The sequence below is a fragment of the Sphingopyxis sp. genome (assembly GCF_035565275.1).
Lineage (GTDB): Bacteria > Pseudomonadota > Alphaproteobacteria > Sphingomonadales > Sphingomonadaceae > Sphingopyxis.
In genome coordinates, this window is sequence record NZ_DATMST010000012.1 from 25,495 (window position 1) to 50,293 (window position 24,799).

General features: G+C 62.8%; 23 protein-coding genes. 17 read left to right on the top strand and 6 right to left on the bottom strand.

All coding sequences use genetic code 11. The features are described 5' to 3' along the window. The first annotated feature begins 88 nt into the window (after nucleotides 1-88). The gene (locus tag VN047_RS00815) at nucleotides 89-1,822 is read left to right on the top strand and encodes a ParB/RepB/Spo0J family partition protein (RefSeq protein ID WP_325539052.1); all 1,734 of its coding nucleotides are present in this window, start codon (nucleotides 89-91) and stop codon (nucleotides 1,820-1,822) included. 267 nt (nucleotides 1,823-2,089) lie between these two features. Continuing rightward, nucleotides 2,090-2,227: a hypothetical protein gene (locus VN047_RS00820; RefSeq protein ID WP_167541740.1), complete on the top strand. Its 138-nt coding sequence runs from the start codon at nucleotides 2,090-2,092 to the stop codon at nucleotides 2,225-2,227. A gap of 132 nt (nucleotides 2,228-2,359) precedes the next feature. Here VN047_RS00820 and VN047_RS00825 read toward each other — a convergent pair whose 3' ends face one another. From VN047_RS00825 to VN047_RS00835, 3 genes are read right to left on the bottom strand one after another with little or no spacing between them, the layout of a single operon-like run. Beyond that, nucleotides 2,360-3,301: a plasmid partitioning protein RepB C-terminal domain-containing protein gene (locus VN047_RS00825; RefSeq protein WP_325539055.1), complete on the bottom strand. Its 942-nt coding sequence runs from the start codon at nucleotides 3,299-3,301 to the stop codon at nucleotides 2,360-2,362. Further along, nucleotides 3,288-4,190: a plasmid partitioning protein RepB C-terminal domain-containing protein gene (locus tag VN047_RS00830; protein WP_197410131.1), complete on the bottom strand. Its 903-nt coding sequence runs from the start codon at nucleotides 4,188-4,190 to the stop codon at nucleotides 3,288-3,290. Before VN047_RS00830 ends, VN047_RS00825 begins: the two co-directional genes overlap by 14 nt. After that, nucleotides 4,187-5,758 (bottom strand): recombinase family protein, encoded by a 1,572-nt coding sequence (locus VN047_RS00835; protein WP_325539058.1) that lies wholly within the window; start codon nucleotides 5,756-5,758, stop codon nucleotides 4,187-4,189. The genes VN047_RS00830 and VN047_RS00835 overlap by 4 nt, the downstream gene beginning before the upstream one ends. A 109-nt stretch (nucleotides 5,759-5,867) precedes the next feature. On the opposite strand from VN047_RS00835, the gene VN047_RS00840 reads away from it, so the two are divergent. Beyond that, nucleotides 5,868-6,227, top strand: a complete 360-nt coding sequence (locus VN047_RS00840; protein ID WP_325539060.1) for a hypothetical protein — start codon at nucleotides 5,868-5,870, stop codon at nucleotides 6,225-6,227. A gap of 22 nt (nucleotides 6,228-6,249) precedes the next feature. On the opposite strand, the gene VN047_RS00845 is transcribed toward VN047_RS00840, so the two are convergent. Then, on the bottom strand, nucleotides 6,250-6,585 hold the full coding sequence (locus VN047_RS00845) for a hypothetical protein (RefSeq protein WP_058455934.1): 336 nt from the start codon (nucleotides 6,583-6,585) through the stop codon (nucleotides 6,250-6,252). A gap of 761 nt (nucleotides 6,586-7,346) precedes the next feature. Between VN047_RS00845 and VN047_RS00850 the strand changes: the two genes are divergently transcribed. Further along, nucleotides 7,347-8,078 (top strand): sigma factor-like helix-turn-helix DNA-binding protein, encoded by a 732-nt coding sequence (locus VN047_RS00850; RefSeq protein ID WP_325539064.1) that lies wholly within the window; start codon nucleotides 7,347-7,349, stop codon nucleotides 8,076-8,078. Between the two features lie 213 nt (nucleotides 8,079-8,291). Here VN047_RS00850 and VN047_RS00855 read toward each other — a convergent pair whose 3' ends face one another. Further along, nucleotides 8,292-9,341, bottom strand: coding sequence for an ornithine cyclodeaminase (locus VN047_RS00855; protein WP_325539066.1), 1,050 nt, complete (start codon nucleotides 9,339-9,341; stop codon nucleotides 8,292-8,294). A gap of 157 nt (nucleotides 9,342-9,498) precedes the next feature. On the opposite strand from VN047_RS00855, the gene VN047_RS00860 reads away from it, so the two are divergent. The 10 genes from VN047_RS00860 (at nucleotide 9,499) to VN047_RS00905 (ending at nucleotide 20,133) form a co-directional block, all read left to right on the top strand. Continuing rightward, nucleotides 9,499-9,936 carry an Lrp/AsnC family transcriptional regulator gene (locus tag VN047_RS00860; RefSeq protein WP_325539069.1) on the top strand — a complete coding sequence of 146 codons (438 nt, stop codon included), beginning with the start codon at nucleotides 9,499-9,501 and terminating at the stop codon, nucleotides 9,934-9,936. A 113-nt stretch (nucleotides 9,937-10,049) separates the two neighbouring features. After that, nucleotides 10,050-10,613, top strand: a complete 564-nt coding sequence (locus VN047_RS00865) for an XRE family transcriptional regulator (RefSeq protein ID WP_325539071.1) — start codon at nucleotides 10,050-10,052, stop codon at nucleotides 10,611-10,613. A 70-nt stretch (nucleotides 10,614-10,683) separates the two neighbouring features. Then, nucleotides 10,684-11,889, top strand: coding sequence for a glycine C-acetyltransferase (locus VN047_RS00870; RefSeq protein ID WP_325539073.1), 1,206 nt, complete (start codon nucleotides 10,684-10,686; stop codon nucleotides 11,887-11,889). Further along, nucleotides 11,886-12,950 (top strand): L-threonine 3-dehydrogenase, encoded by a 1,065-nt coding sequence (tdh, locus tag VN047_RS00875; RefSeq protein ID WP_325539075.1) that lies wholly within the window; start codon nucleotides 11,886-11,888, stop codon nucleotides 12,948-12,950. The genes VN047_RS00870 and tdh overlap by 4 nt, the downstream gene beginning before the upstream one ends. 81 nt (nucleotides 12,951-13,031) lie before the next feature. Continuing rightward, nucleotides 13,032-14,165, top strand: a complete 1,134-nt coding sequence (locus tag VN047_RS00880; RefSeq protein ID WP_325539077.1) for a hypothetical protein — start codon at nucleotides 13,032-13,034, stop codon at nucleotides 14,163-14,165. A gap of 107 nt (nucleotides 14,166-14,272) precedes the next feature. Beyond that, nucleotides 14,273-15,343 carry a Leu/Phe/Val dehydrogenase gene (locus tag VN047_RS00885; RefSeq protein WP_325539079.1) on the top strand — a complete coding sequence of 357 codons (1,071 nt, stop codon included), beginning with the start codon at nucleotides 14,273-14,275 and terminating at the stop codon, nucleotides 15,341-15,343. A gap of 89 nt (nucleotides 15,344-15,432) precedes the next feature. Continuing rightward, the gene (locus VN047_RS00890) at nucleotides 15,433-17,643 is read left to right on the top strand and encodes a TonB-dependent receptor (protein WP_325539081.1); all 2,211 of its coding nucleotides are present in this window, start codon (nucleotides 15,433-15,435) and stop codon (nucleotides 17,641-17,643) included. A 72-nt stretch (nucleotides 17,644-17,715) separates the two neighbouring features. Then, entirely contained in the window at nucleotides 17,716-18,177 is a 462-nt protein-coding gene (locus VN047_RS00895; RefSeq protein WP_325539083.1) for a hypothetical protein, read from the top strand. Nucleotides 18,178-18,279: 102 nt separating this feature from the next. Next, the gene (locus tag VN047_RS00900) at nucleotides 18,280-19,365 is read left to right on the top strand and encodes an amidohydrolase family protein (RefSeq protein WP_325539085.1); all 1,086 of its coding nucleotides are present in this window, start codon (nucleotides 18,280-18,282) and stop codon (nucleotides 19,363-19,365) included. A gap of 84 nt (nucleotides 19,366-19,449) precedes the next feature. Beyond that, on the top strand, nucleotides 19,450-20,133 hold the full coding sequence (locus VN047_RS00905) for an XRE family transcriptional regulator (protein ID WP_325539087.1): 684 nt from the start codon (nucleotides 19,450-19,452) through the stop codon (nucleotides 20,131-20,133). 45 nt (nucleotides 20,134-20,178) lie between these two features. Here VN047_RS00905 and VN047_RS00910 read toward each other — a convergent pair whose 3' ends face one another. Beyond that, nucleotides 20,179-20,859 carry an XRE family transcriptional regulator gene (locus tag VN047_RS00910; protein ID WP_325539089.1) on the bottom strand — a complete coding sequence of 227 codons (681 nt, stop codon included), beginning with the start codon at nucleotides 20,857-20,859 and terminating at the stop codon, nucleotides 20,179-20,181. A gap of 97 nt (nucleotides 20,860-20,956) precedes the next feature. Between VN047_RS00910 and VN047_RS00915 the strand changes: the two genes are divergently transcribed. The 3 genes from VN047_RS00915 to VN047_RS00925 all read left to right on the top strand — a co-directional run. Further along, nucleotides 20,957-23,143 (top strand): TonB-dependent receptor, encoded by a 2,187-nt coding sequence (locus VN047_RS00915; protein ID WP_325539091.1) that lies wholly within the window; start codon nucleotides 20,957-20,959, stop codon nucleotides 23,141-23,143. Between the two features lie 19 nt (nucleotides 23,144-23,162). Continuing rightward, on the top strand, nucleotides 23,163-24,170 hold the full coding sequence (locus VN047_RS00920; protein WP_325539093.1) for a dipeptide epimerase: 1,008 nt from the start codon (nucleotides 23,163-23,165) through the stop codon (nucleotides 24,168-24,170). Next, on the top strand, nucleotides 24,167-24,799 hold a 633-nt coding region (locus VN047_RS00925), incomplete at its 3' end, for an oligopeptide:H+ symporter (RefSeq protein ID WP_325539094.1). The genes VN047_RS00920 and VN047_RS00925, both read left to right, overlap by 4 nt.

Below are 24,799 nucleotides of genomic sequence, written 5' to 3' on the forward strand. Positions count from 1 at the left end.
GCGGCGCGTCTCGCCGCCGAACCTAAGCCGGTCCGCCCAATCGCGAAACTCGACGGACCGGCACCTTCCACAAAGAAAGGTGAAGACAATGAAACTCGACTTTATCGACCTTGGCAAGCTGTCGATCAGCAAGACGAACATGCGCTACGCCAAAAAGGCGCCCGACGTGACGGATATTCTGCCTACCGTCCGTGCGCGAGGCATCCTCGTTCCGCTCATCGTCCGGCCGAACTGCGCCGAGGGTGCATTCGAGATCGTGGCGGGTGCACGGCGCTTCACGGCGGCGACCATCGTCGCGGGCGAGAGAGGCGAAGCCGAGCCGCTTCCTTGCGCGATCCTCGAAGAAGGCGACGATGCCGCCGCGCTCGAGGCCTCGTTGATCGAGAATGTCGCGCGGCGCGATGCCGACGAGGTGACGCAGTGGGTCACCTATACGCGGCTGGTCCGCGAAGGACGCAGCGTTGCGGATATTTCCGATACGTTCGGAATGCCCGAGGCGATGGTGAAGCGCATTCTCGCGCTCGGCAACCTGTTGCCGCGCATCCGTTCGCTCTACGCAAAGGAGAAGGTCAGCGCGGGCACGGTGCGACACCTGACGATGGCGTCCAAGTCGCAGCAGCGCGCATGGCTGGCGCTGTTCGACGACGCGGATGCCTATTGCCCGCAGGGTCAGCAGCTCAAGAACTGGCTGTTCGGCGGCGGCGCGATCAGCGCGGCCCATGCCCTGTTCGAGGTCGAGGCGAGCGGCCTCGCGATCATTGCCGACCTGTTCGGGGACGAGCGCTATTTCGCGGACAGCGATGCTTTCTGGACCGCGCAGCTTGCCGCCATCGAGGAACGGCGGACGTGCTTTCTGGACGCGGGGTGGAACGAGGTCGTCGTCCTGCCCAAGGGCGATCATTTTCGCGAGTGGGAACATCGTCACGCGGCGAAGCGAAAGGGCGGGCGCGTTTATATCGAGGTGCGCGATAGCGGCGAGGTCGATATCCACGAGGGCTACATCACCGCCAAGGAAGCCGCGCGGCTCGAAAAAGGCGAGAAGATCGAAGCCGCGCCCAAGGCGCCGCGTCCGGAACTGACTTCGCGGATGCAGACCTATGTTGACCTTCATCGCCACGCGGCTGTGCGCGCCGAACTGACCGGCCATACGGCGGTCGCGCTGCGGTTGATGATTGCCCACGCCATCGCAGGTTCACCGCTGTGGAATGTGCGGGTCGAGCCACAGTCGGCGAAAGATGACGACGTGCGCGAGAGCGTTGAGGTCAGCAGGGCCGAGGCGATCTTCGACGAGAAGCGGCGTGCGGTGCTGGCGCTGCTTGGCTTTGACCCCGAGGAACCGACCGTGACGGGCGGCAATTCGATGCCGCTCGCGGACCTGTTCCAGCGGCTGCTTGACCTGCCCGACCGTGCGGTGATGGACGTCATTGCTATCGTCATGGGTGAAACTCTGTTCGCCGGGAGCGCGGCCGTCGAGGCGGTGGGCCTTCAAATCGGTATCGATATGGCGGCATGGTGGAACGCCGACGACGCCTTCTTCGACGGGCTTCGCGACAAGGAAGTTCTGACCGCGCTGGTTGCCGAGGTCGGCGGAGACGACATTGCATCGGCGAACGCCAAAGAGAAGGGCGCGACCTTGAAGACGATCGTCCGCGATCATCTGAACGGCAAAAATGGCCGCACCCAGGTCGAGGGGTGGGTGCCGAGGTGGATGGCCTTCCCGCCCGCCGCCTACACCGAGCGCGGCGGGATCGGTGCCGTGGTCGCACCCAGAGAAGCGGTCCCTCAGGGAGCCGAGGAAGAACCGCAGCGCGAAGCCGCGTGAAGCTAGGGGCGGCGATGTTCGCCGCCCCTATTCCTTAGCGCCGAAAAATCGCGCGCCGCCCGCCCTTCGAGCGGGCGGCGCGATAGTTCTGCCGCCTCGTTTCGGGACGGTGTGCCAATAGTTAACAGACTCGACTCCCCGTTCGCCCAACGCAATTATCGCTGCGGGTCACAGCCCCTTGGAACCGGTGCTCCTTCTCGACGCGAGGCGCATCCGGCGTCTCGGGGAGGGCGGCCCAACCGCTCGGCTTGTGCAAGGAGAAATCCAATGAGCAAGACGCGCAAAATTGGTCGTGATGCCGGAACCGGCAAATTTATCACGATCAAGGAGGCTCAACGCCGCCCCAAGGGTGCGGTCGTCGAGACTCTCCATGTCGTGAAGAAGGTCAAGCGCCCTAAGCTGTAAGCCTTCCGAACGGGGGTCCGTCAGAGGAAACTCTGGCGGGCCTCCCCGAGCTTGAATCAGAGGGCGAACGCTGCGTCAATCTATTTCGATTTCTTCACTGCTATCACTCCGGCGTTCGTCGAAAGCCTTATCTTAGACGGCCGCCAGATGTTGAACCTGCGAGGGAGGCTCAGGAGCGACGCCCAATGTCTCGATCTCGGCAATTCGTTCGAACTCGGCGAGATATTCTTGCCGATGCAGCGTAAGCCAGCGTGCTACGTTCGGGTTGGCTAGCAGCTTCGACAAATAGCCGCGTGCGAGCGTCAAATGCAGATTATCTATGCCATAGCTGTCCTCAACCGACGTGATCCGGCTCTGAAGTACCGCGAGCTCACGCTCCATGCGGGCGATTTGCTGCCCGTCGGGTGTCGGTGTTCGTCCAGGCCTGCCCTTATGTTTGACCAGTTGATCTGGTGACGTCGCGGCGAGGAGAGCGCTCGCAAAGACCGAGCTGAAATTGTTCTGCCCGGACATTAGATCGGCGGCTTCGATTTGGCGAATCGCAGACATGCGTCTCAGAATATCGAACACCTTGATCGAGCAATTTGTCTCTTTCAGCTTCTCCGCCACGTCGGGGCTAATCCCATCCAACAGCCTGAAGCGCTTCACGATCGTGTCAGCCTCAAGGCCGAGCGCTTCCGCTATCTGTGCAGGCGCGACACCTCGTTCGACCGCTCGTACGATCATCCTGTGCTCCTGAACGGGCGGAAGGCGGCTGATGCGCTTATTGTATGTGTAGGTGTCCTCTTCCGTCGCGAGCAGGCATTCGACTTCTTCTATGCCAAGCTGCTTGAGAGCTTCGATCCGCAAATGGCCGTCGAGAAGGTAATACCGTTGATCATTTCCCGGCGCGGCGATCACAGCTGGCGCCTCGACCAGCCCAATCGCTTTTATCGAACTCAATATTTGCGCGTATTTGCCGCTTTCGAGTGCGCCCTGCCGCAAGCTCTTAAGCGGCACAATCGCGGCGATCGGTACGGTGACAAAGTCCCTGTCGAATGCCGCGCGGACCCGGCCTGCATCAATCGGCGGCATGACCTGCCATCCTTAGTTCAAGCCAGCGCGGAACCTGGTCAAGGCTCTCGGCGCGCAGCATCGTGTGAAACCCATCGTCGGCCAGCAACTCCTTCATCGCCTCCACGACGAAAAGCAGGCGAGTTTGCGCGAACTCGGATTTCTTGACCAACAGTCGCTGCTTCTCTGCTTCGCGCTGGTAGATTTCCATCAACTGACTGGCGGTCAGCCGACGCGACGTCCGTTTGCGGCCGAGCCTCCCATCTGGAAGGCCCTTATTACGGGCTTCGAGACGCGCTTCCAGCAATCGCCGAACCGCCGTCAGCTTCTTCCCTCGCAGATCGCCTTTTTCGTACGCGTCGAGCAATATTCGCTGCGCCTCGTCCGATTCCGCGCGTGAAATTTCGATCGCCAAAGTGATAGGGATGAGCCCCGTCTCTACCGCCGAGAGAAGTCGCTCCTCACCACGCGAGATCAAGTTGAGAACCAGATTTACCCAAGATGCCGACACGCCGATTTTTTCCGCGATCGCTGTTTCGGTATGTCCCCGCTTCCTGAGTTCGCCCACCTCGCGGATGAGATCTATTGGCCGGTGATGCCGCCGCGCGATGTTTTCGACGAGGCTCATGACAAGGCACTCGCTCTCGGTGGCCTCGATCACGACCGCAGGTATCTCCTCCTCTCCGAGCATTTGGAATGCTTCCAGACGCCCTTCGCCGCACACGAGGTCATATACGAGCCCGCCGCTTCCCGCCCTTCGGCTCACCGTAATCGGGCGTTTCAAACCGATCGCCTCGATATTGTCGACGATTTCTCGGTGCTGGCGCTTGTTGCGCCCGCGGGGGTTGAGAACATTGATCCGTGATAACGGGATCATCTCTATATGCTGTGCGCGTGAAACGTCGCTCATGCGACCTCGCTCAGCGGCACCGGAGCCGCGATATGGTATAGATAATCGAGGCACTCGAACCGGTAGGCATCGAGACCCAGTCCATTGTCTTCGGCCAGCCGCAGCCGTCGCGCCGCGAGATCGATGCGGGGAAACAGATAATAATCGAGCGGTCTCCGGTTCATCCGGTCCATGCGGACGACGATCGTGATGTCCGGCAGAAGGGCGGTGTCGAACCGAGGCTTCCAGCGCAGCAATCCCGTCGGCGTAGACGTGCAACGGGCGATGACTATGGACAGGCTGAACTCGCCGTTGACGAGAAGTCGCTCGCCTTTTTCGTCTTGGCCGACGACACTGCCCATCTCGACCAGACCCTCCAGAACATTTTTCACCACATCGGGGTGCAGGCGTCGAAGGGCTCGGTTGATTTCAATATAGCGGTAGTCGTGGTCTGGCCGATAACCCACTAAGCTGTAGGCTTGCAGCAGGCTCCCGAACCGCGACCCATAAGCACTGCTAGAGGCCATTCCGTCGGATTCGTCGATGATGAGGCCGGAGAGTAGTCCCCGGCGTTCGTAAAGATCGCGAAGTGCGCCGAGCATTTCTTCGTCGCTGAGTCGGAATGAGCGCGCCCCGATAATGGATCGCGCCGCTTCGAACAGATCGCGCTCAACGATCGCATCAAAGGCGCCGTCCGCCCGGATCCAGATGCCCGGATCGTTTCGAACGCGCTTCTTCTTGAGCTTGAAGGATTGTCGGTTCCAGACATTGTCGCCGACATATTTCTCGTTGATCAGCACCTGATGAACTGTGCCTCGGGTCCAAGGACGATCGAGGTCGGTGCGGATTCCGCGGCGATTGAGCCCGTCAGCGATTTGAGCCTCAGTCTGCCCCTCATGAACGAAGGCCCGATAGACGTCGCGAACGACCTCCACTTCCTCGCTCGGGCCGAGAGTGAGGATAACGCGATCGGTTTGAATGCTTTTGTGCTCTCCACGCCTCAGCACTGCCTTCACATGACCCTGTTCGTCGACAAGCGTCCGCCGAAGCCCGAAACCCGCACCGCCGCCTTGGCGGAACCCTTTTTCAATTAGTCGGCCTTGACCGGCGAAAACCTTCGCCGATAGCTCGCGACTATACTCTCCAGCCATGGCGCGCTTGACGCCCTTTACGATCGTCGAGACCGGGCTGCCGTCATTGTCGAACTGCTCCGCGCAATATTCGACGGCGATCCCTGCCCGCTTACAGATATATTCGTAGTAGGCGCTCTCGTCGGCGTCCTGGAACCGGCCCCAGCGACTGACATCATAGACCAAAACCATCGTGAAATCGGTTGTCCCGGCCTGAACATCCTCGATCAATTTTTTGAGAGCGTCCCGGCCGTCGATACTCAATCCGCTTTTTCCGGCGTCGGCATATGTTCTGACGATCTCAATTCCGCGAGTCTCAGCGTACCGGCGGATTGCCTCACCTTGATTCTCGGTAGAGTAACGCTGGTGATCGGTCGACATCCGCACATATTCGGCAGCGCGAACGGTCGGCGACAGCGCTTCGCCTTCTTTTCGGAACTGATCGGACCATTCTGCCACTTCACCAGCCCCAAATCTAAAGAGGATGGCTCGCAGGGTCCGGTCGTATGCGATCCCCACGAGTCGATGACGCAACGCGGGGTGAGTATAGACGGCGAGGAGAGGTAAGATGTTGCCGAAAACGGGCAAGAGTTTACCGCAACGACAGGCCGACATCACCTTCGCGGAACTGGTTTCAGCCGCGCTCACGGAGGAAGTCGGAGAGACCCATCGAGGGGTCAAAACGCTGATGCGATGGACGGGCGCCAGCGAGCGATGTGTGAAGCATTGGCTCGCTGGAACTCACGCTCCTAGTGGATCGCATCTACTCGCGCTGATGCGACATTCGGACGAACTTCTGCGTCACCTGCTCATCGCCGCCGGGCGGCGCGAAGCTACTGTTGGGCTCGAGCTCGCCAGCTTGCGCCTTAAGCTTCGCGAGCTCTTACTCTTGATGGACGAAGGAGGTGCGCCGCCAATACGTCACTGACGCGCTGCCTCCTCCGAAACTATCACTCGCCCGGCATGGTATTAGTCGAAGCGTAGTCCTTGAACTTGTCCGTGAAGTTCGCGTGATAGTCGTCGATCTGCATCTGCGCATTTTCCTCGGCATCGGCTTGCGAATCGCCGCCCGCCCGGTTGGTCGCCGTAACCGCAGCCTTAAATGCCGATTGTTCTGTGTCGCACGCCGACTTCACGGAAAGTTCAAACTCCGCCTCCGTCACCTTGGCCTCAAGCTGCTTCTTGAGATGCTCGCGGAGGCATTTCGTGAAGGCGGCTCGCGTCGCGTCGACATTGCCGGCCGGTGCTGGCGCCATTGCAGCCAAAAGAATTGAAGCGATAAGCATCCTGCGACTCCCCGTTTGCAGATGTTCTGTGGTTAGAAATTAGCGCAACCCGAAAAAAATTGGGAGCGCCATTTTGCGCCACCATTCGATCCGGTCGTTCGCCAAGTTAGCCCCTGCAACCAACGCATGCCTCCGCGCGATATTGAATCAAAAGTCAAATGATGGAATTCGCCGCAAGCCGTCAGGCTAGCGCGATGGGTGCCCGGTTCTGGGCTCCCTATCCCCTTCGGGACTGGGCCGGGCACCAATTCCTATTTCGTGCGTCAGAACAAGAACGCGGGTTTCCTACAATATTCGGTCGTGTCATTGTTGGCATATGGCAAAGCAAGCGAGGAAATGGCGGGACAGGGCGCTCGCGATCGAATTTTGGATCGCGACCTGTGTGGTGGGCGGTTCCTTTGTCGTTGGCCTTCTCAGAGCGCTGGGTTATCTTTTCGATTAGAGGAGAAGTCGTCGGCCGAACATGCTCGACAAGCTCCACGGTCGGAATCGAACCTCCGGACTTTTAAGTACAGTACTTACGGGGGCTTTTCAGGGGGCCTCCAAATTAGCATCGGACTGAATTACTAGGCTTCCCTTCGGTTCTTTCGGTTATTCGATTCCCTTCACCCGCCCTCGCTCACATGGTCGCGGGGAGCATCCGGCGCATATATAACCAGTCGGCCTATTGGGCGGAACGCGTCGAGATGGCCCAGTGGTGGAGTGATTATTTGTGTCAGCTCCGTGATGGAGGCAATGTAGACTTCCCTCGCTAGGAGAAGATGGTGGACGACCGGAAGGAAGTATTGCCGCTCCGCGTCGTCGCGGCTCGATTCATCAGCATGGATGACCAAGCGGGACTTGCCGAGCTCGACCGTATCACGGCGGAAGCTTGGCACGTCATCCAGAAGCGATATTGGCTGTTATCTACCTCGTTCACGGCTACCGCTTCAGCAACCGTCGCTACACTGCTTTCTGCGATCGCGCTCACTTGGAGTGAAACGCCTGGGGCCGAAATCTTCACGCTGATTGGATTGGGATGCTTCGGTTCAATGCTGGCCGTCGCCGCATCGTGGCGTGTGTTTCAGTATGGCGGGATGAAAGCTGCCGCACCTCAGAAGCCCACATACGCGGACGTGGAAGACCCGGCCGCGCGAAATCTCGAACGCCTGTTCGTCATTCTCCAACGCGAATCGACGCCGCGCGCCTTTTACTTCGCTCGCAATTCCGCAGCCGCTTGCCGCGAAGACGAGCGCGTCCGGATTGGCGCAAACTCTGCTGCAATCCAGCCCGACCAAGAAAGCGGGATTCAGTCGGCGGAATTGCGTGGGGCTTATCGACGGGCGCTTCTCGCGATGCCGCGCAGAACGCGGCGGATATTCCTGATGCATCGACTCAAAGGCATGTCCTATCGGGTGATCGCCGAGCAACTCGGCATCGGCGAAAAGGGCATTGACTATCATATGATGAAAGCTTTGAGCCGGTGCCGGCGGGCTGCCGCGCGACTGGAATAGGCCGTCGGCTTCTTGTCCGCTTTGCGCCTGATGTCAGTCGTTGCTGCCCGCGAGACGCCTGCCCAGAAGAGGACACGCACGGCGTCGTCCGCAACGCTTTAATGGCTTGGCTGCTCCGGTCCCGCGCAGCCGTGGCACCGAAGCTAAGTCGTTCGGCGTTGACAGGAGTTGCGTGCACAAATGCCTGTATCAGAGTCCGGCTTTTGTTCGGGATCAGGTGGCCGCGCGCAGCAGCATGCCGTAGAGATCGCGGGGGTCGTCGGGGTCGGCGAGTATGTCGATCGGCTGGAAGAAATCACTGCCTTCGAGCCTGCCGTGGATATAGCGCAGCGCGGAAAAGTCCTCGATCGCGAAGCCGACACTGTCGAACAGCGTGATTTGCGCTGCGTCCCCGCGGCCCTCCGCGGTACCGTCTAGGAGCCGCCAGAATTCGGTGACGGGGTAATCCGCGCTCATCTGCTGGATTTCCCCTTCGATGCGAGTCTGGGGCTCGAACTCCACGAACGTCGTGGCGCGGGCGAGGATGTCGCGATGCAGCTCGGTCTTGCCCGGACAGTCTCCGCCGATCGCATTAATGTGGATACCCGACCCAACCATATTGTCGGTAAGGATTGTCGCATAGGCTTTGTCGGCCGTGCAGGTCGTGACGATGTGAGCGCCCTCGATCGCTTCTTCAGGAGAGGCGCAAGAGACAGTGCGGAGGCCGCTCGGTGCGAGATTCCGGGCCGTCTTGGTCGTCGCCGCGGGGTCGATATCGTAGAGACGAATCTCCTCGATGCCGACGACGGCCTTCATCGCCAGCGCCTGGAACTCCGCTTGCGCGCCGTTGCCGATCATCGCCATGATCCTGGCGTTCGTCGGAGCGAGATGGCGCGCCGCCATCGCCGACGTCGCCGCGGTGCGCAGCGCGGTCAGAAGCGTCATCTCGGTCAGCATCAATGGATAGCCGGTCTCGACCTGCGCGAGGACGCCGAACGCGGTGACGGTCTGGAAGCCCTTCGCCGTGTTGCTGGGATGACCATTCACATATTTGAAGCTGTACACCTCGCCGTCCGAGGTCGGCATCAACTCGATCACGCCCTCGCGCGAATGCGATGCGACCCGCGGCGCCTTCTCGAAGCTCTCCCAGCGGCGATAATCGGCCTCGACCGCTTCGGTCAGCTCGACGAGGACCCTCTCCAGACCGTAATGGTGCACGAGGCGCATCATATTCTCGACGCTGACGAATGGGACATAGGCGAGAGGCGAGGCGACAGGTGGCATCGAAAATCCTTGGCTGGAGGGCGCCTGCCAAAGTTATCTGCTTCGCATTTTCATCGAAATGGCAAGTCTGCGCCGAATAGCGCAACAGATTGTGCATATTGATCGGCAGAATTGACGAAATAGCCAGTGGGCTCTAGGCGCCGCGGCCGGAGGGCTCATGACAATTGCAAAATTCATTCCGGACGCGCTCGATCGCCGGATCATCGCGCACCTGCGCGCCGATGGGCGCGCGTCGCTGTCGAAGATCGCCGATGCGCTCGGCGTGGCGCGCGGCACGGTCCAGAACCGGCTCGACCGGCTTGTCGAGACCGGCACAATCCTGGGCTTTTCGGTGCGGGTGCGCGCCGATCATGACGATTTCAACGTCCATGCCGTCATGATGATCGAAGTAACCGGCAAGTCGACGACACAGGTCATTCAGCGACTGCGGGGGTTTTCGGAGATTCGCGCGCTGCATACGACCAACGGCAATTGGGACCTCGTCGCCGACATCTGCACCTCGAGCCTCGCGGATTTCGACCGGGTGCTGCGCGAGGTGCGCCTGATCGACGGGGTTGCCAACAGCGAGACCAGCCTGTTGCTGACAACGGTCTAGCGGCGAGTGGGGGAGCGGGGAAAGGGGTTGCCGCCAGGCTTGCGGCTAGCCTATCGCTCTGACGGGTTGGAATGACGGGAAGCGGATGCGACGTGGCACAGGAATTTGAGAGCGTGACCGACAGTGGCCCGCCGCCGCTCGGACCCCATCTCCAGCGGCTGCGCAAGGATCGCGGACTGACGCTCGACGATCTGGCGCGTATGTCGGGCGTCTCGCGCTCGATGCTCTCGCAGATCGAGCGGGGCCAGGCGAACCCGACGGTTGCGACGGTCTGGGCGCTGGCCGAGGCGCTCCACATCGAAATGGCGGACCTGCTGGGCGTGGGGCAACGCACGGCGCCGCCGCGGATCGCCGTGGCGAGCGCGGCCTTCACGCCCGAGATGCGCAGCGACGACGGATTGTGCGTGCTCAAGATTCTCAGCCCCGCCGAACGCGTCGGCAGCATCGAATGGTACGATCTGCGTATCGCGCGCGGCGGCGTGCTGCGCTCGGCCGCCCATGCGCGCGGCTCGATGGAGCATCTCACCGTCCTCGCTGGCCGCCTGATTGTCGAGGCGGGCGACGAGCGCACAGAGGTTCTGGAAGGCATGACCGCGCGCTATCCAGCAGACATCCCGCATTGCATCTCGAACAACGGTGAAAACGACGCCCAGGCGCTTCTCGTCAATCTATTTTGAGTGATAATTCCATTATAATGGACATCAAGTCCACTATTCTATAATTTGCTCCCGTCAGGGAGTGAGAATCATGTCATCGCGTTTTTACGAATATGTCGCGGCAGAAATCGAGGCGATCGAAGCCCAGGGCTTGTGGAAGCCCGAGCGGATCATCTCGTCGCCGCAAGGCGCCACTGTCACGCTCGCGGGCCGCGCCGCCACGTCGATCAACCTTTGCGCCAATAATTATCTCGGTCTCGCCTCCGATCAGCGCGTGATCGACGCCGCAGTCAACGCGACACGGCGCTGGGGTGCCGGACTGGCTTCGGTTCGCTTCATCTGCGGGACGCAGGAAATACACCGCGAGCTCGAAGCGTCGATCGCCGCCTATCTCGGCTTCGAGGATGCGATCATCTTCGCCGCGGCCTTCGACGCCAATGGCGGCCTGTTCGAGCCGCTGCTCGGTGAAGCGGACGCGATCATATCCGACAGCCTCAACCATGCGTCGATCATCGACGGTATCCGGCTTTGCAAAGCGAAGCGCCTTCGCTTCGCCACCGGAAACATGGAGGAGCTCGAGCAGCGGCTACGCGAAGCGCGCGACGACGGGGCGCGGACGGTCCTGATCGCGACCGACGGGGTCTTCTCGATGGATGGCGCGATCGCCGACCTTGCTGCGATCACCACGCTCGCCAAACGCTATGAGGCGCTCGTGATGGTCGACGATTGTCACGCGACCGGCCTGCTTGGGACGAAGGGGCGCGGAACGGCCGCCTATCGCGAGGTCGAGGGCCGGGTCGATATTATCACCGGTACTTTCGGTAAGGCGCTCGGCGGCGCGATGGGCGGGTTTATTGCCGCCCGCCGCGACGTCGTTGCGCTGCTTCGCCAACGAGCGCGCCCCTATCTGTTTTCGAACGCGCTCGCGCCGTCGGTGTGCGGCGCCTCGCTCGCCGCGATCGAGATCGCCCGCTCGGACGAAGGCGATATCCTGCGCGACCGCCTGTTCGCTAACACGCGGCGCTTCCGCGCCGGAATGGAAAAGGCGGGATTCGACCTGCTGCCGGGCGAACATCCGATCATCCCCGTGATGCTCCACGATGCGGCGCGCGCGCAGGCGTTCGCAGCCGCGCTGCTCGAAGCGGGCATCTTCGTCACCGGCTTTTCCTTCCCTGTCGTTCCCAAGGGGCTCGCGCGCATCCGGACCCAGATGTCGGCGGCGCATAGTCCTCAGCAGATCGATCGGGCGATCGAGGCGTTCGCCCTAACGGCAAAGCAGCTGGAGGCCGCGCGATGAGCGCTCAGACACAGGCCGCCGGAGCCGCCGATATGTTCGCGCTCGCCAAGCTCCATGCCCGCGAGGGCATCTGGTCGAGCCGCGCGCCCGTTCCTGAGCCCGGACCCGACGATGTCCTGATCCGCGTCAAGCGGACCGCGATCTGCGGGACCGATATCCATATCTACAACTGGGATAGCTGGGCGGCGAAGACCATCCCCGTCCCCATGATCGTCGGGCATGAATTCGCGGGCGAGATCGTCGCGATTGGCTCGGGCGTCAGCCGCAAGCTGCGGATCGGGCAGCGCGTCTCGGGCGAGGGGCATATCATCGATTTTGATTCGGCGGCGGCACGGGCCGGGCAATTCCATCTCGATCCCGACACCAAAGGTGTCGGGGTCAACCGGCAGGGAGCCTTTGCCGACTATCTTGCGATCCCTGCCTTCAACGTCGTGCCGCTTCCCGACGAGGTCGGGGACGATTTCGGCGCGCTCCTCGACCCCTTGGGTAACGCCGTCCATACGGCGCAGCAGTTCGACCTGCTCGGCGAGAATGTGCTCGTCACCGGTGCGGGACCGATCGGCATCATGGCAGCGGCCGTCGCGCGGCGCGCCGGCGCCGCGAACGTCCTCATCACCGACGTCAATGATTACCGCCTCGAGCTTGCTGTGAAACTCGCCGATGTACGTCCGGTCAATGTCGCGCGCGAGGATTTGCAGGAGGTTCTCGACCGCCTCGGGCTTGCCGGCGGCGTCGATGTCGCGCTCGAAATGTCGGGCAATCATGCAGGACTTGGGCAGGCGATCGACGCCCTGCGCATGGGCGGCAATCTCGCTCTCCTCGGTATCCCGGGCGAACCGATGCAGGTCAACTGGTCCGAAATCATCCTGAAGGCCCTGACCATCAAGGGTGTCTACGGACGCGAGATGTTCCGGACCTGGGGAAAAATGCTCGGAATCCTGCGAAGCGGCCTCGACCTCTCACCGCTCATCACGCATCGCTTCGCAAAGACCGATTATCAGCACGGTTTCGATGCCGCGCGCTCGGGCACGGCGGGCAAGGTCCTGCTCGACTGGAGTTAGAAGCGGGAACGGTTTGACTTTCACCCTTCCGATCCGGCAGATATTTCCCTACAGAAAATATTTCTGTTGGGGGAAATGGCGATGCGCGACGGTAAGTTCGAGCGGATATTCCTGCCGGGACTGGCGTTCAAGGCGGCGGTGATCGGCGGCGGCTATGCCACGGGCCGCGAGCTTGCATCCTTCTTCCTGCCGAGCGGCGCGGTCGGCGGTTTCAAGGCGATTGCGCTCGCGACGGTGATCTGGAGCCTCATCTGCGCACTGACCTTTGCCTTCGCCTTCGAGACCCGCAGCCGCGACTACCGGACCTTCTTCAAGGCCCTGCTTGGACGCGGCTGGTTCGCATATGAGATCGCCTTCCTGCTCGCCCTGGTCGTGATCCTTGCGGTCTTTGCGGCCGCGGCCGGTGAGATTGGGAGCGCGCTTTTCGGTCTGCCCGGCTATGCGGGCGCGATCAGTCTCGCCGTCGCGATCGCCATCGTCGCATCATGGGGGAATGACGCGGTCGAAGGTCTGTTCAAATATGTGTCGATCCTTCTCTACGGCACCTATCTGCTCTTCTTCATCTTTGCGCTCTTGCGGTTCGGCGACCGGATCGCGGCAGGGCTCGCCGATCCCGCGCCGTCTACCGGATGGATCGTCGGCGGCACGACCTACGCTATCTACAATATTATCGGCGCGATCGTGATCCTCCCGGTCACGCGTCACATGCGCTCGCGCCGCGATGCCGTTGCGGCGGGCCTCCTTTGCGGGCCGCTTGCCATGCTGCCCGCGGCGCTCTTCTTTCTTGCCATGATCGGCTTCGCGGACACGTTGCTCGTTCATCCGCTGCCGTCCGATTTTCTCCTTTCGCAATTGGGAATGCCCTGGTTTCGGGTCCTGTTCCAGTTGATGATCCTTGCGGCGATGCTCGAAAGCGGCGTGGGCGGCGTCCACGCCATCAACGAGCGGCTGTCGAACATGGCCGCCGCGCGGGCGAAGCGCGAAGGCGGCCTGAGCCAGATTCAAAGGCTGGCCTCGACCTCAGTCGTTCTGGTTTTTGCTGTCGTCGTCGCAGGTCGTGTCGGTCTCGTGGCGCTGATTGCCGATGGCTACCGCTGGCTCGCCTACATCTTCCTCCTCGTCTACGTCGCGCCGCTCCTGTCGCTCGGCGCCGCGCACCTGTGGCGTACGCGCAGGCGGCTGGCTCCCGGGGCGATTGCCGAAAAGGCCGTGTAGCGTCAGAAATGAAAAATATTTCTGAGTAGGAAGAATATTCTGTTTAAGAATATTTTGCTTGATTGGCGCCGGCCAAACACGCATGATCTGCTCCAGGGAGGATCGACATGCATATTTGGGATTCGCCGGAGTTCGACGCACACGAGCAGGTTTGCCTGTTCTCGGACGAGCGCACCGGCCTGAAGGCGATCGTGGCGATCCATTCGACCGCTCTCGGCACGGCCGCGGGGGGCACACGGTTCAAGCCCTATGCCTCGAACGGGGAGGCCGCCGACGATGCGCTCCGCCTGTCGCGTGCCATGTCCTATAAATCCGCGCTCGCGGGACTTCCAGTCGGCGGCGGAAAAGCCGTCCTCGTCGGCGACCCGTCGCGTCTCAAGTCGCGCGATTTTCTCCACGCCTATGGGGCGTTTATCGACCGCCTCGGCGGCATATTCTCGACTGGCGAAGACGTCGGGATGGGGATGGCAGACATCGACGTCGTCAGCGAGGTCACACGCTTTGTCGGGGGGACGTCGGCCGGGACCGGCGATCCGTCCATCCATACCGCCGTCGGCGTCATGCACGGACTGGAAGCCGTCGTCGCCCATCGCTTCGGCCGCGCCGACTTCAGCGGCCTGCGTTTCGCGGTGCAGGGTCTCGGCGCGGTAGGGATGGGTGTTGCCGAGCGCCTCCATGCGGCAGGCGCGGAGCTCGTGGTTGCCGACATCCGCCCCGATGCGGTCGACCTCGCGGTCGCGCGCTTCGGGGCCGAAGCCGTGGCCGCCGAAGACATTCACCGGGCGTGCGTCGATATCTTGTGTCCCTGCGCGCTCGGCGGCAGCGTGACGGAAGAGGCTGTCGATGAAATCCGCGCGGCCGCAGTAGCGGGCGCAGCCAACAACCAGCTCGCCTCGCCCGCGGCCGGCGAACGCCTCGCGGCGCGGGGGATACTCTTTGCCCCCGATTATGTGATGAACGCCGGCGGCATCATCAGCGGCATCACGGGCGGCGGCGCGCGGCGCGGGCGCGGCGGCGCGGCTTTCCCGCCGCTCGATGAGAGCCTTGCTGTCATTCGCCAGCGGCTGCTCGATATTTTCAGCCGCGCCGAGGCCGAAGACCGTACGCCCGAACTGATTGCGCAACATCTTGCCTGCGAACTGATCGGCCGATCGCCGCAACGCGATTCGCAGGGCTGACCGAAACGGGAGCATGCCTTCGCGCGACGGGGAAAGCGCGGAAACAGGAGGCGGCGCCCAACCAATGACCAATAAGGAGGAGGGCTGACATGCGGTACTCGATTATCCACTATCTGCTTCTGGCAACCGCGGCGGCCGTTCCGGTTTCCGCAACCGCGCAAACCGCGCCGGTGCGTGGCGAAGCCTCGGCGCTGCCCGACGACATCGTCGTCACGGCAACCAAGCGCGCCGAACCGGTCCGCGAAATCGCCGGATCGGTCTCGGCGCAGACCGGTGAGGAACTTGACAAACTGGGCGCGCAGGGATTGTCCGATTATCTGACCCGCACCCCGGGCGTCGTGTTCAACGCCACAACGCCCGGCTCGGGCTCGGTGATCATCCGCGGCGTCGGCACCACCACGGGGCAAGATATTGGCCAGGCGACGACCGGCATCTTTATCAACGAAGTCCCGCTGACCGATCCGTCACTCTCGATCGGGACGCCCGACATCGACACGTTCGACGTCGACAATGTCGCGATCCTGCGCGGCCCGCAGGGAACGCTTTTCGGATCCTCGTCGCTCGGCGGTGCGATCAATTACCAGGCGGCACGGCCCGATCTCGACGACTTTGGCGCGCGCTTCCAGGGAAGCCTGCGCGGAACCCGTCACGGCGGAACCGGAGGGGCCGCGAAAGTGATGCTCAACGCGCCCGTGGTCGCCGGCAAGCTCGGCATTCGCGGCGTTTTCGTCTATCGCGAAGACGCGGGCTATATCGACAATATCGGCACCGGCGACAGCGATGCAAACCGGACGGTCACCAAGGGCGGCCGCCTGCTCGCAACCTGGGCGCCAACCGAGACGACGACGTTCAACTATCTCTATCTCGAGCAGCGCCAGCGCACCGATGACTCGGGTTATCGGCAGACGGGGCTCGGCGGCGATCTCAGAAAGAGCACGGCGGCGCCCGAATTTTCGACGTTCGGCACGCTGCTGCACCAGCTACGCCTCGACGAGGAACTCGCATTCGGCACCATCACGGCAACCGCGACGCGTCACGAAAAGAAGACCGACGGGCTCACCGATCTCACCGGGGGGCTCAGCGACGCCCTGTTCGGCCTTGCGCCGATCTCGTCCTTCGGTCCGGGCAGCAGCAAGGGCAATACGTTCGAAATCCGGATCGCATCGCCCGCGGGCTCGACCTTCGAATATCTGATCGGGGCAATGTACGACCGGACGAAGATGCGCCAGCGCCAGGTCATCTATGCCGAAGGCCTTGCCGACTTCGTCGATGCGGCCGGGCCGTTGCTGGGGCTACCCGCCGACAGCGGCCAGCTGCTCGCGCCCGGCGACCTCCTCGTCGACGCCGCGCTTCCGGCGACGGCGAAGGAAATCGCGCTCTTCGGCGAGCTGACCTATAATTTCAGCGACCGGTTCGAGGCGACCATCGGAGGACGCCTGTTCGAACAGCGGCTTGTGAACGGCTCCGATGCGTACGGGCTGTTCGTGCTTCTCAATGCCGGCGAATATGAGCAGTCGATCTCGGGCTCGCGCAAATGGAGCGGCTTCAGCCCCAAGGCGTCGATCACCTGGAAACCTAACGAGGACCTCATGGTCTATGCACTCGCATCGAAGGGGTTCCGCTTCGGCGGGTCGAACCTGTCTGCGCTTCCGGGGATACCGTCCTCCTACGACAGTGACTCGCTCTGGAACTTCGAGCTCGGAACGCGCGCCGACCTGTGGGACCGCAAGCTCCTCCTCGACGTGACGGGATTTTACATCGACTGGAGCGATATTCAGCTCAAGCGCCAGCTGAGCGGCCTCAATTTTGCGCAGAATGCGGGCAAGGCCGAACTCTATGGGATCGAGGCAAGTCTGGCGCTTCGCCCGGCCGACGGGCTCGAAATCAACAGCAGCCTGACTTGGCTCGATGCGACGCTGTCCGAAGATTTCGATCCCGACGAGCTCGATCCCGCCAACCCGGTCATTCCCTCGGGAACGCGGTTGCCCGGCTCTTCGAAGTGGCAGGTGTCGAACAGCCTGAGCTATGAGTTCGAATGGGCGGATGTCTCGCCGCGGCTCAGCCTGTCGCACCGTTACATCTCGCGCGCGCCGAGCGATCTGGAGGCCGCGTCGAGTCAGGGCGGCTATCATCTTTTCGATGCCCGGATCGGCGGAAAGCTGGGGCCCGTCGGCATGACCGTCTTCCTCGAGAATATCACCGACCGCCGCGGCGTCACCAACAGCAGCCTGCTTCCGCCGCTGCAGGAATATCTGGTTCGCCCGCGTACCATGGGCGTGACGCTCGATGTGGGTTTCTGATGGGGTCGGGCTCTGCGGCGAACGGGTTTCCTGTCATCTCGCGAAGGGCCGCACATGATGAGATTGCAGAATATGGCCGCCGCGTTCCTGGCCGCCGCCGCGATGGCATGGCCGGCGCCCGCCTCCGCTTGCGACGATCCTTTCGTCGGGGTGTGGCAGCTCGACCTCGCGAATTCGGAATTTTCGGCCGGCGCGGGGGTGCGAAGCAAGACGCTCATCTTTTCCGAAGTCGCGGCGGGCATGCTCATCACCGAAACCGTGGTGACCGACGAAGGCGAGACCGCTGTGTACCGGATACCGTTCACCTATGGCGGCGGGTTCGCCGCGCAGGATGCGAATCCCGCTTATGACGCGCTCGCCGTCGAGCGCGTCGACGCGCGCACGCTGGTGTCGACGCTGAAGTTCAGGGGAGCCGTGGTGGGCAAAGCGAAACAGCAAATCGCGGCGGACGGCAAGAGCATGGAATTTACGTCGGAGCTGACCCTGCCGTCGGGCGCGATCGCGCGGCAGGCGTCGCTGTTCCGGCGGATGTGAAACGATGGGCCGCGTTCCGTTGCATCGAGACGAGGGCGTGAAAACTGGTCGGACCGACATGTGCGCGACTGCCTGTGCGGGCCGTTTTGAAAGGTGAAGAGAATGAACGACATCGAAAGACGGGGCGGCACCGCGGCGCAGGGTCGCGCAACGAAACTCCTGGGCACGCTCGGCGGCGCCCTGATGGCCTTGGCGGTGCCGCTTTGCGCCGCGGCGTCGGAAGGCGCGTCGGCACCCGCCGCGCCGCTCGTCGATCATCATATCCATCTCGGCAGCAATGAGCTCGCCCGGCAAATGGACGAAATGAAGAAGGCCGATCCGGATGCGTTCGAGCATCTGTCGGAGGATATCTTCAACAAGCCGACCCCGGCCGACGCCATCCGCAATCTCGACGCCGCCGGGGTGAAGCGCGCCGTCCTGCTCTCGACCGCTTATTGGTTCATGCTCCCTGGCCAGGCGGCCAATCCCGCCGAGGCGGCGCGCAAGATGCGCGCGGAAAATCGCTTCAATGTCGAGGCCGCGCTTGCCTCGAAGGGACGCATCATCGCCTTTGTGGCGATCAATCCCTTCGCACCGAACGCGCGGGAAGAGCTTCGCTATTGGCAGGGCAAGCCGGGCGTCAGCGGGCTCAAACTCCACCTTGGCGCCGCGGGCTTTTCCGCGGACTCACCCGAACAGGTCGCGCAGCTCGGCGAGATTTTCGCGCTTGCGCGCAAGGCAAAGCTTCCAATCGTCGCGCATCTGCGCGGCGGCGGGTCATTCACCAAGGCCGACGTCAATCTCTTCATCGACAAGGTCCTCTCGAAGGCGGGCGATCTTCCGGTCCAGATCGCCCACGGCGGCGGCTACGCCGGCGCCGACCCGGCGACGATCGATTCGCTCGAGGCTTTCGGCGCGGCGATCGCCCGCAAGGCGCCGGGAACGCGCAACCTCATATTCGACATCTCGGGCGTGGTGATGCCCGAGGTGGCGGCGACGGCGCTCGGTAGCAGCGATGCGCAGCTGGCGTTATTCGTGGCCGACATGCGGCGGATCGGCCTCGACCGGTTCGTGATCGGGAGCGACTGGCCAGCGATCGGCCCTATCGCACCCTATTTCGAGCTGATGCGCCGGAAACTTGCGCTCACCGATGCCGAGTGGACAACGCTGTGCAACAATGTCGCCCCCTATCTGAAGCGCGGCCGCTGATATCGAGCCGCACGGCGCGCATTTTACGCCCCGAAACGCGCTTTTGATATTGATCGCGCCGCGCGTAACGAGCAGGGAGAGGGCATGAAGGCCGTGCGTTCCGCCACCTCGAAATCGATCTCGGCCGGGCCCGTCCTGAAGACGCTTCGCCTCGAACGCGGTTGGTCGCTCGCCGAAGTAAGCGACAAGACGGGCATCCCGACATCGACCCTGTCGAAGATCGAGAATGGCAAGACCGAGATGACGATGGACCGCTTGCTGCGGATCAGCGTCGCGCTCGACGTCAACATCGCCGACATTCTGGGATCGCCGCGGACCGAATATGTGTCGGGCGATCGCGGCCGCCGCAGTATCACGCGGATCGGCGAGGGCGGCATCGTGACGTCGCAATATGGCGAAATCTGCTATCATGCGCAGGACTTGCTGGAGAAGCGCGTCTCGCCGCTGCTGGCCACGATTTCTGCGCGCTCGATCGAGGAGTTCGGCGAACTGCACCGTCATTTCGGCGAGGAGTTTCTTCTCGTGCTCGATGGCGAGCTCGCGCTGCACACCGACACCTATACCCCGGTTCACCTCAAAACCGGCGAATCCATCTATTTCGACAGCGAGATGGGGCATGGCTATGTTGCCGCCGGGGACGGGCCATGCCGGATCATGATGATCTGCATTCCGCGCAACAATGATGTGGTCCGGACGATCGACGGCCGGTCGGATGTCGAGAATATCCATAAGGTCGAAGCGCTTTCGCCGGTTCGCGCGCTGAAATAGCCGCGCGTCTTACCCGCTGCGGATGCGACGCGATGCCCGCTCGGATCACGTGCCGCTTTCGTTCCCCGCGCCCTCGATCTGCGCAGCGTGCGATATCATTTCGGCGTCGGCGCCCGAGCAGACCGAAAGCACGCGGCAGGGCCCCTCGCCGACGAGCAGATAGGCGTGCGCCATGCTGCTGTCGAAATAGATGGAATCGCCGGCATCGAGCCGAAGCGGCGCGAAGAATTCGCTGTGCAGCTCCATGCTGCCTTCGAGCACGTAGAGATATTCCTCGCCGCGATGCCCGAGGAGGCCGTTGAGCTCGTCGATATGCCGCGCGACCACATCGATGAGGATCGGCGTCATCGTTTTCCCGAGATATTCGTCCGCCAGATAGGCGTGCTGCTGTTTCTCGAAGTGGATTCCCGCAATCTCGCCGGCCCGGATGACGCTTCGCCGTCCGGGCCCCGGCGTCGGGACCGGCGCGTCTTTCCCGCTCTCTTTTTGAATGAGGAGCGCGATGTCGACCTGCAACCCGGCGCCTAGCCGCACGAGCTTTTCGTAGGTCATCCGCATCTTGCCATTTTCGAGTTTCGACAGCGTGGACTGCGGAATGCCGGTCTTTTCGGCCAATTGACTCATCGTCAGCGATCTCTCGAGACGGAGCGCGCGCAGCTGCGCCGCGGGGCCGCCAAGATCGGCCTGCTTTTTCAACTTCTTGCCACTCATTCGTTCGACCGTCATTCCCAGATTATTCAGATTTTGAATTAATTTATTGCAAAATTCAGATTTTGAAACCACAAACCCCGCCTATAGCGAGTGGCATTGGGAGTATATAAAAATGAGCGACGGCAAAACCCTGGGCATCCTGTTTATGGCGGCGGCCGCCGCGTTGCCGGCCCAGCCGGCCATCGCCCAGGCCCTGACCGACGATGCTGTGTCGGGCGATGAAATCGTCGTCACCGCGCAGAAGCGCGAGGAGCGGCTCCGCGACGTTCCGGCCTCGATAAGTGTGCTGAGCGGCGACATGCTTGAAGCATCGGGAAGCCGGAGTCTGGCCGATTTCGCGACTCATATCCCCGGGCTGGCGGTAAACAGCGGTGGCACGCCGGGCAAAACCTCGATTGTTTTGCGCGGGATTTCGACGGGTTCGGGCGGCGCCCTCGTTGGAACCTATCTCGACGACACCCCGCTCGGGACCAGCTCGGGTTTTGCGCGCGGCTCGTCCTTCCAGCTCGATCTCATGCCCTATGACATCGACCGTCTCGAGGTTTTGCGCGGCCCGCAAGGCACGCTCTACGGTGCGAGCACGATGGGCGGCCTGTTGAAATATGTGCTTAGCGCGGCCGATCCCGGCGACCTCGAAGTGCGCGCCGGCGGCGGCATCGAGAGCATCGCCAATTCGGGCCGCCTTGGCTGGGGTGCGCGCGGGATGCTCAATGTGCCCGTCATCGCCGACACGCTCGCCGTTCGCGTGAGCGGCTTCTACCAGGACAATGCGGGCTGGATCGACAATCCGGCGCTCGGCATCCGGAACGAGAACAGCTCGGTGCAGAAGGGCGGCCGCGCCGCCGTCTTCTGGCAAGCCACCGACCGGCTCACGATCAAGGCGTCAGCGATGTTGCAGGACATCGAATCCGACGGCAACGCCGCGATCCAGCTCGACGCCGTGACGCTCAGGCCGACGATCGGCAAGTACAGCCGCGCCCACGCGCTCGCCGAGCCTTATAACCAGAAGTTACGCTACTATGCCGTGAGCGCGGACTGGGACGTCGATTTCGCGACCGTCACTAGCGCCACCAGCTGGTCGCGCTCGCGCAATGTCTCGGTCGTCGACGAATCGGCGCTCTACGGGCCGCTTTTCCCCGATTTCGACCCGGCCGCGCCGGCCGACGGCCTGTCGGCCTTCACACTCGACGTGAAGCTCAACAAGTTCACGCAGGAACTGCGCATCGCCTCGCCGAAGAGTGATCGCTTCGAATGGCTCGTCGGTGGATTTTATACCGACGAGGACGTGCTCAACCGCCAGGCGCTGAGCGCGCAAAACCCCGACCGGACACCGATCGTCTCGCTCGATCCTTTCGCTACGGTCTACTGGCCGACGAGCTACCGTGAATATGCGGCCTTCGGCAATGCGACCTACAAATTCAGTTCCGCCTTCGACATCACCGGGGGCATCCGCTTCAGCCACAACAGCCAGGACTATGTCCAGGATATCGATGGGCCTGTGTTCGGCGGGTTCAGCCGCACCGCGCTGAAGTCGAGCGACGACGTCACCACCTGGTCGGCGAGCGCGCGCTTCCGTCCGAACGAAACCTCGACGCTCTATGCGCGCATAGCGAGTGGCTACCGGCCGGGCGGGCCGAACGCCCCGTTGATCGGCGCGCCCGATTCTTACGCATCCGACCGGCTGACCAACTATGAAGCCGGCTACAAGGGCTCGTTGTTGGGCGGTATCGTCGATTTCGATCTTTCGGCCTTCTACATCGCCTGGTCGGACATTCAGGTCCCCATCACCCTCCCGACCGGGAGTTCGACGGCCAATGGCGGCAAGGCCAGCAGTCGGGGCTTCGAAGCCACGGTGCAGGTCCGTCCCGCCCGCGGCCTTCGGATTTCTGCGAACACGTCCTACACCGATGCCAGGCTCGACAGCGACGTTCCCGCGCTCGGCGCCCGCGACGGCGATCGTCTTCCCGATGCCGCCCGCTGGACTGCAGCTCTTTCGAGCGAATATAGCGTTCCGCTCGGTGACGACACCGAGCTGTCGGCAGGCGCGAGTTATCGCTACCGCGGCGGATCGCTGACGGGCCTCGAAAGCATCGCAAGCACCGTGCGCATTCCATCGCAGTCGATCGTCGACGCGCATCTCGGGCTCACCGCGGGGCCGATCACGGGTCGCATCTTCGTGCGCAACCTGCTGAACGAGCGCGCCTATACGACGTTCTTCGATCCCGACGCGGGCTCCTCGACACTGCTCGTCCCGGTCCAGCCGCGCACTGTCGGCCTGTCGCTCGACGCGCGCTTCTAGGCGCGAGGGGGAAGGAATTATGCACGATCGCGCGCCAAGGGCTCTTGAGATAGGTTGCCAATATTGGGACATGGCCTATCCCGTCACGATCGCCGGGCATGTCATGTCGCGGATCGGCGTCGTCGAAGTGAGGGTCCGGGAAAAGAGTCTCACCGGACGCGGCGAAGCGGCAGGGGTCTATTATCATGGCGACACCCCCGAGAGCCTCGCAGAGGAAATCGAATCCGTCCGCGAAGCGATCGAGATCGGCGCCGGCCGTGCCGACATCGCGCGGCTGCTTCCGGCGGGCGGTGCGCGCAACGCCGTGGATTGTGCGCTCTGGGAGCTCGAATCGCACCTCGCGCGGCAGCCGGTGTGGAAGATCGCCGGCCTCGCCGAGCCGCGCGCGTTGCTGACGACCGTGACAATTGGCGCCGACGATCCCTCGTCGATCGCCGCGCGGGCCCGCGATGCCTGCCGCGATGCGCGTGCGATCAAGCTCAAGCTGACCGGCGATGGTGCCGACAGCGAGCGCGTGCGGGCGCTGCGCGGTGCACGGCCCGATGCGTGGATCGGGGTCGACGCCAATCAGAGCCTCGGTCCCGAAGGCCTGTCCGATCTGCTGCCGGTCTTCGTCGATGCGCGCGTCGCTCTCGTCGAACAACCCGGTCCGATCGGCCGCGAAGAGGACTTTCGCGGGTTCGCCAGCCCGATCCCGCTCGCAGCCGACGAGTCGGCCCAGACCGCTGACGATCTCGATCGCCTCCTTGGCCTCTTCGACGCGATCAACATCAAGCTCGATAAATGCGGAGGGCTAACCGCGGCGCTCGCGATGGCCGAGGCGGCGCGCGCGCACGGTTTCGGTGTGATGGTGGGCAATATGGGCGGAACGTCGCTCTCGACTGCCCCCGCCTTCCTCGCCGGACAGGGCTGCGACTTTGTGGACCTCGACGGACCTGTCCATCTCGAAGGCGATCGCAATCCCGCGGCGCGCTATCGTGAAGGACGGCTCGACATTCCTCCGGGCCTATGGGGGTGGTCCGCATGAACCGGCCTCTCGAGCCGGGCGCCGGAGGCAAGGCGGATGACTGGTTCGGGCAGCCGCGCGGCCTGGCCATCCTCTTCCTGACCGAAATGTGGAGCCAATTCTCCTTTTTCGGGATGCGCGCGCTGCTCGTCCTCTACGCCACCAAGCATCTGAAATTTGCACAGGCCGACGCGTCCTGGATTTACGGCCTTTACGCCGCGGCGGTCTATATCACCCCGGTCTTCGGCGGCCTGATCTCGGACCGCTGGCTCGGGCGCCGCAATGCCGTGATGATCGGCGGCCTGATCATGGCCGTCGGCCATATCTTCATGGCTTTCGAGGATCTCTTCCTCGTGGCGCTGGCTACGATCGCGCTGGGCAACGGGCTCTTCCTTCCGGGCCTCCCGGCGCAGATCGACAGCCTCTACGCGGCCGACGATCCGCGGCGCAAATCAGCCTACAGCATCTATTATATGGGGATCAACGTCGGGGCGTTCGCGGCTCCGCTCGTCATCGGCACAGTCGGCGAACTCTACGGTTTCCACTGGGGGTTCGGTATCGCCGCCATCGGCATGTTCATCGGCATGGCCGTCTATGCGGCCGGCGGGCGCTACCTGCCGCGCGAACGGGGGCGCGGCGCAGTCGCGGCG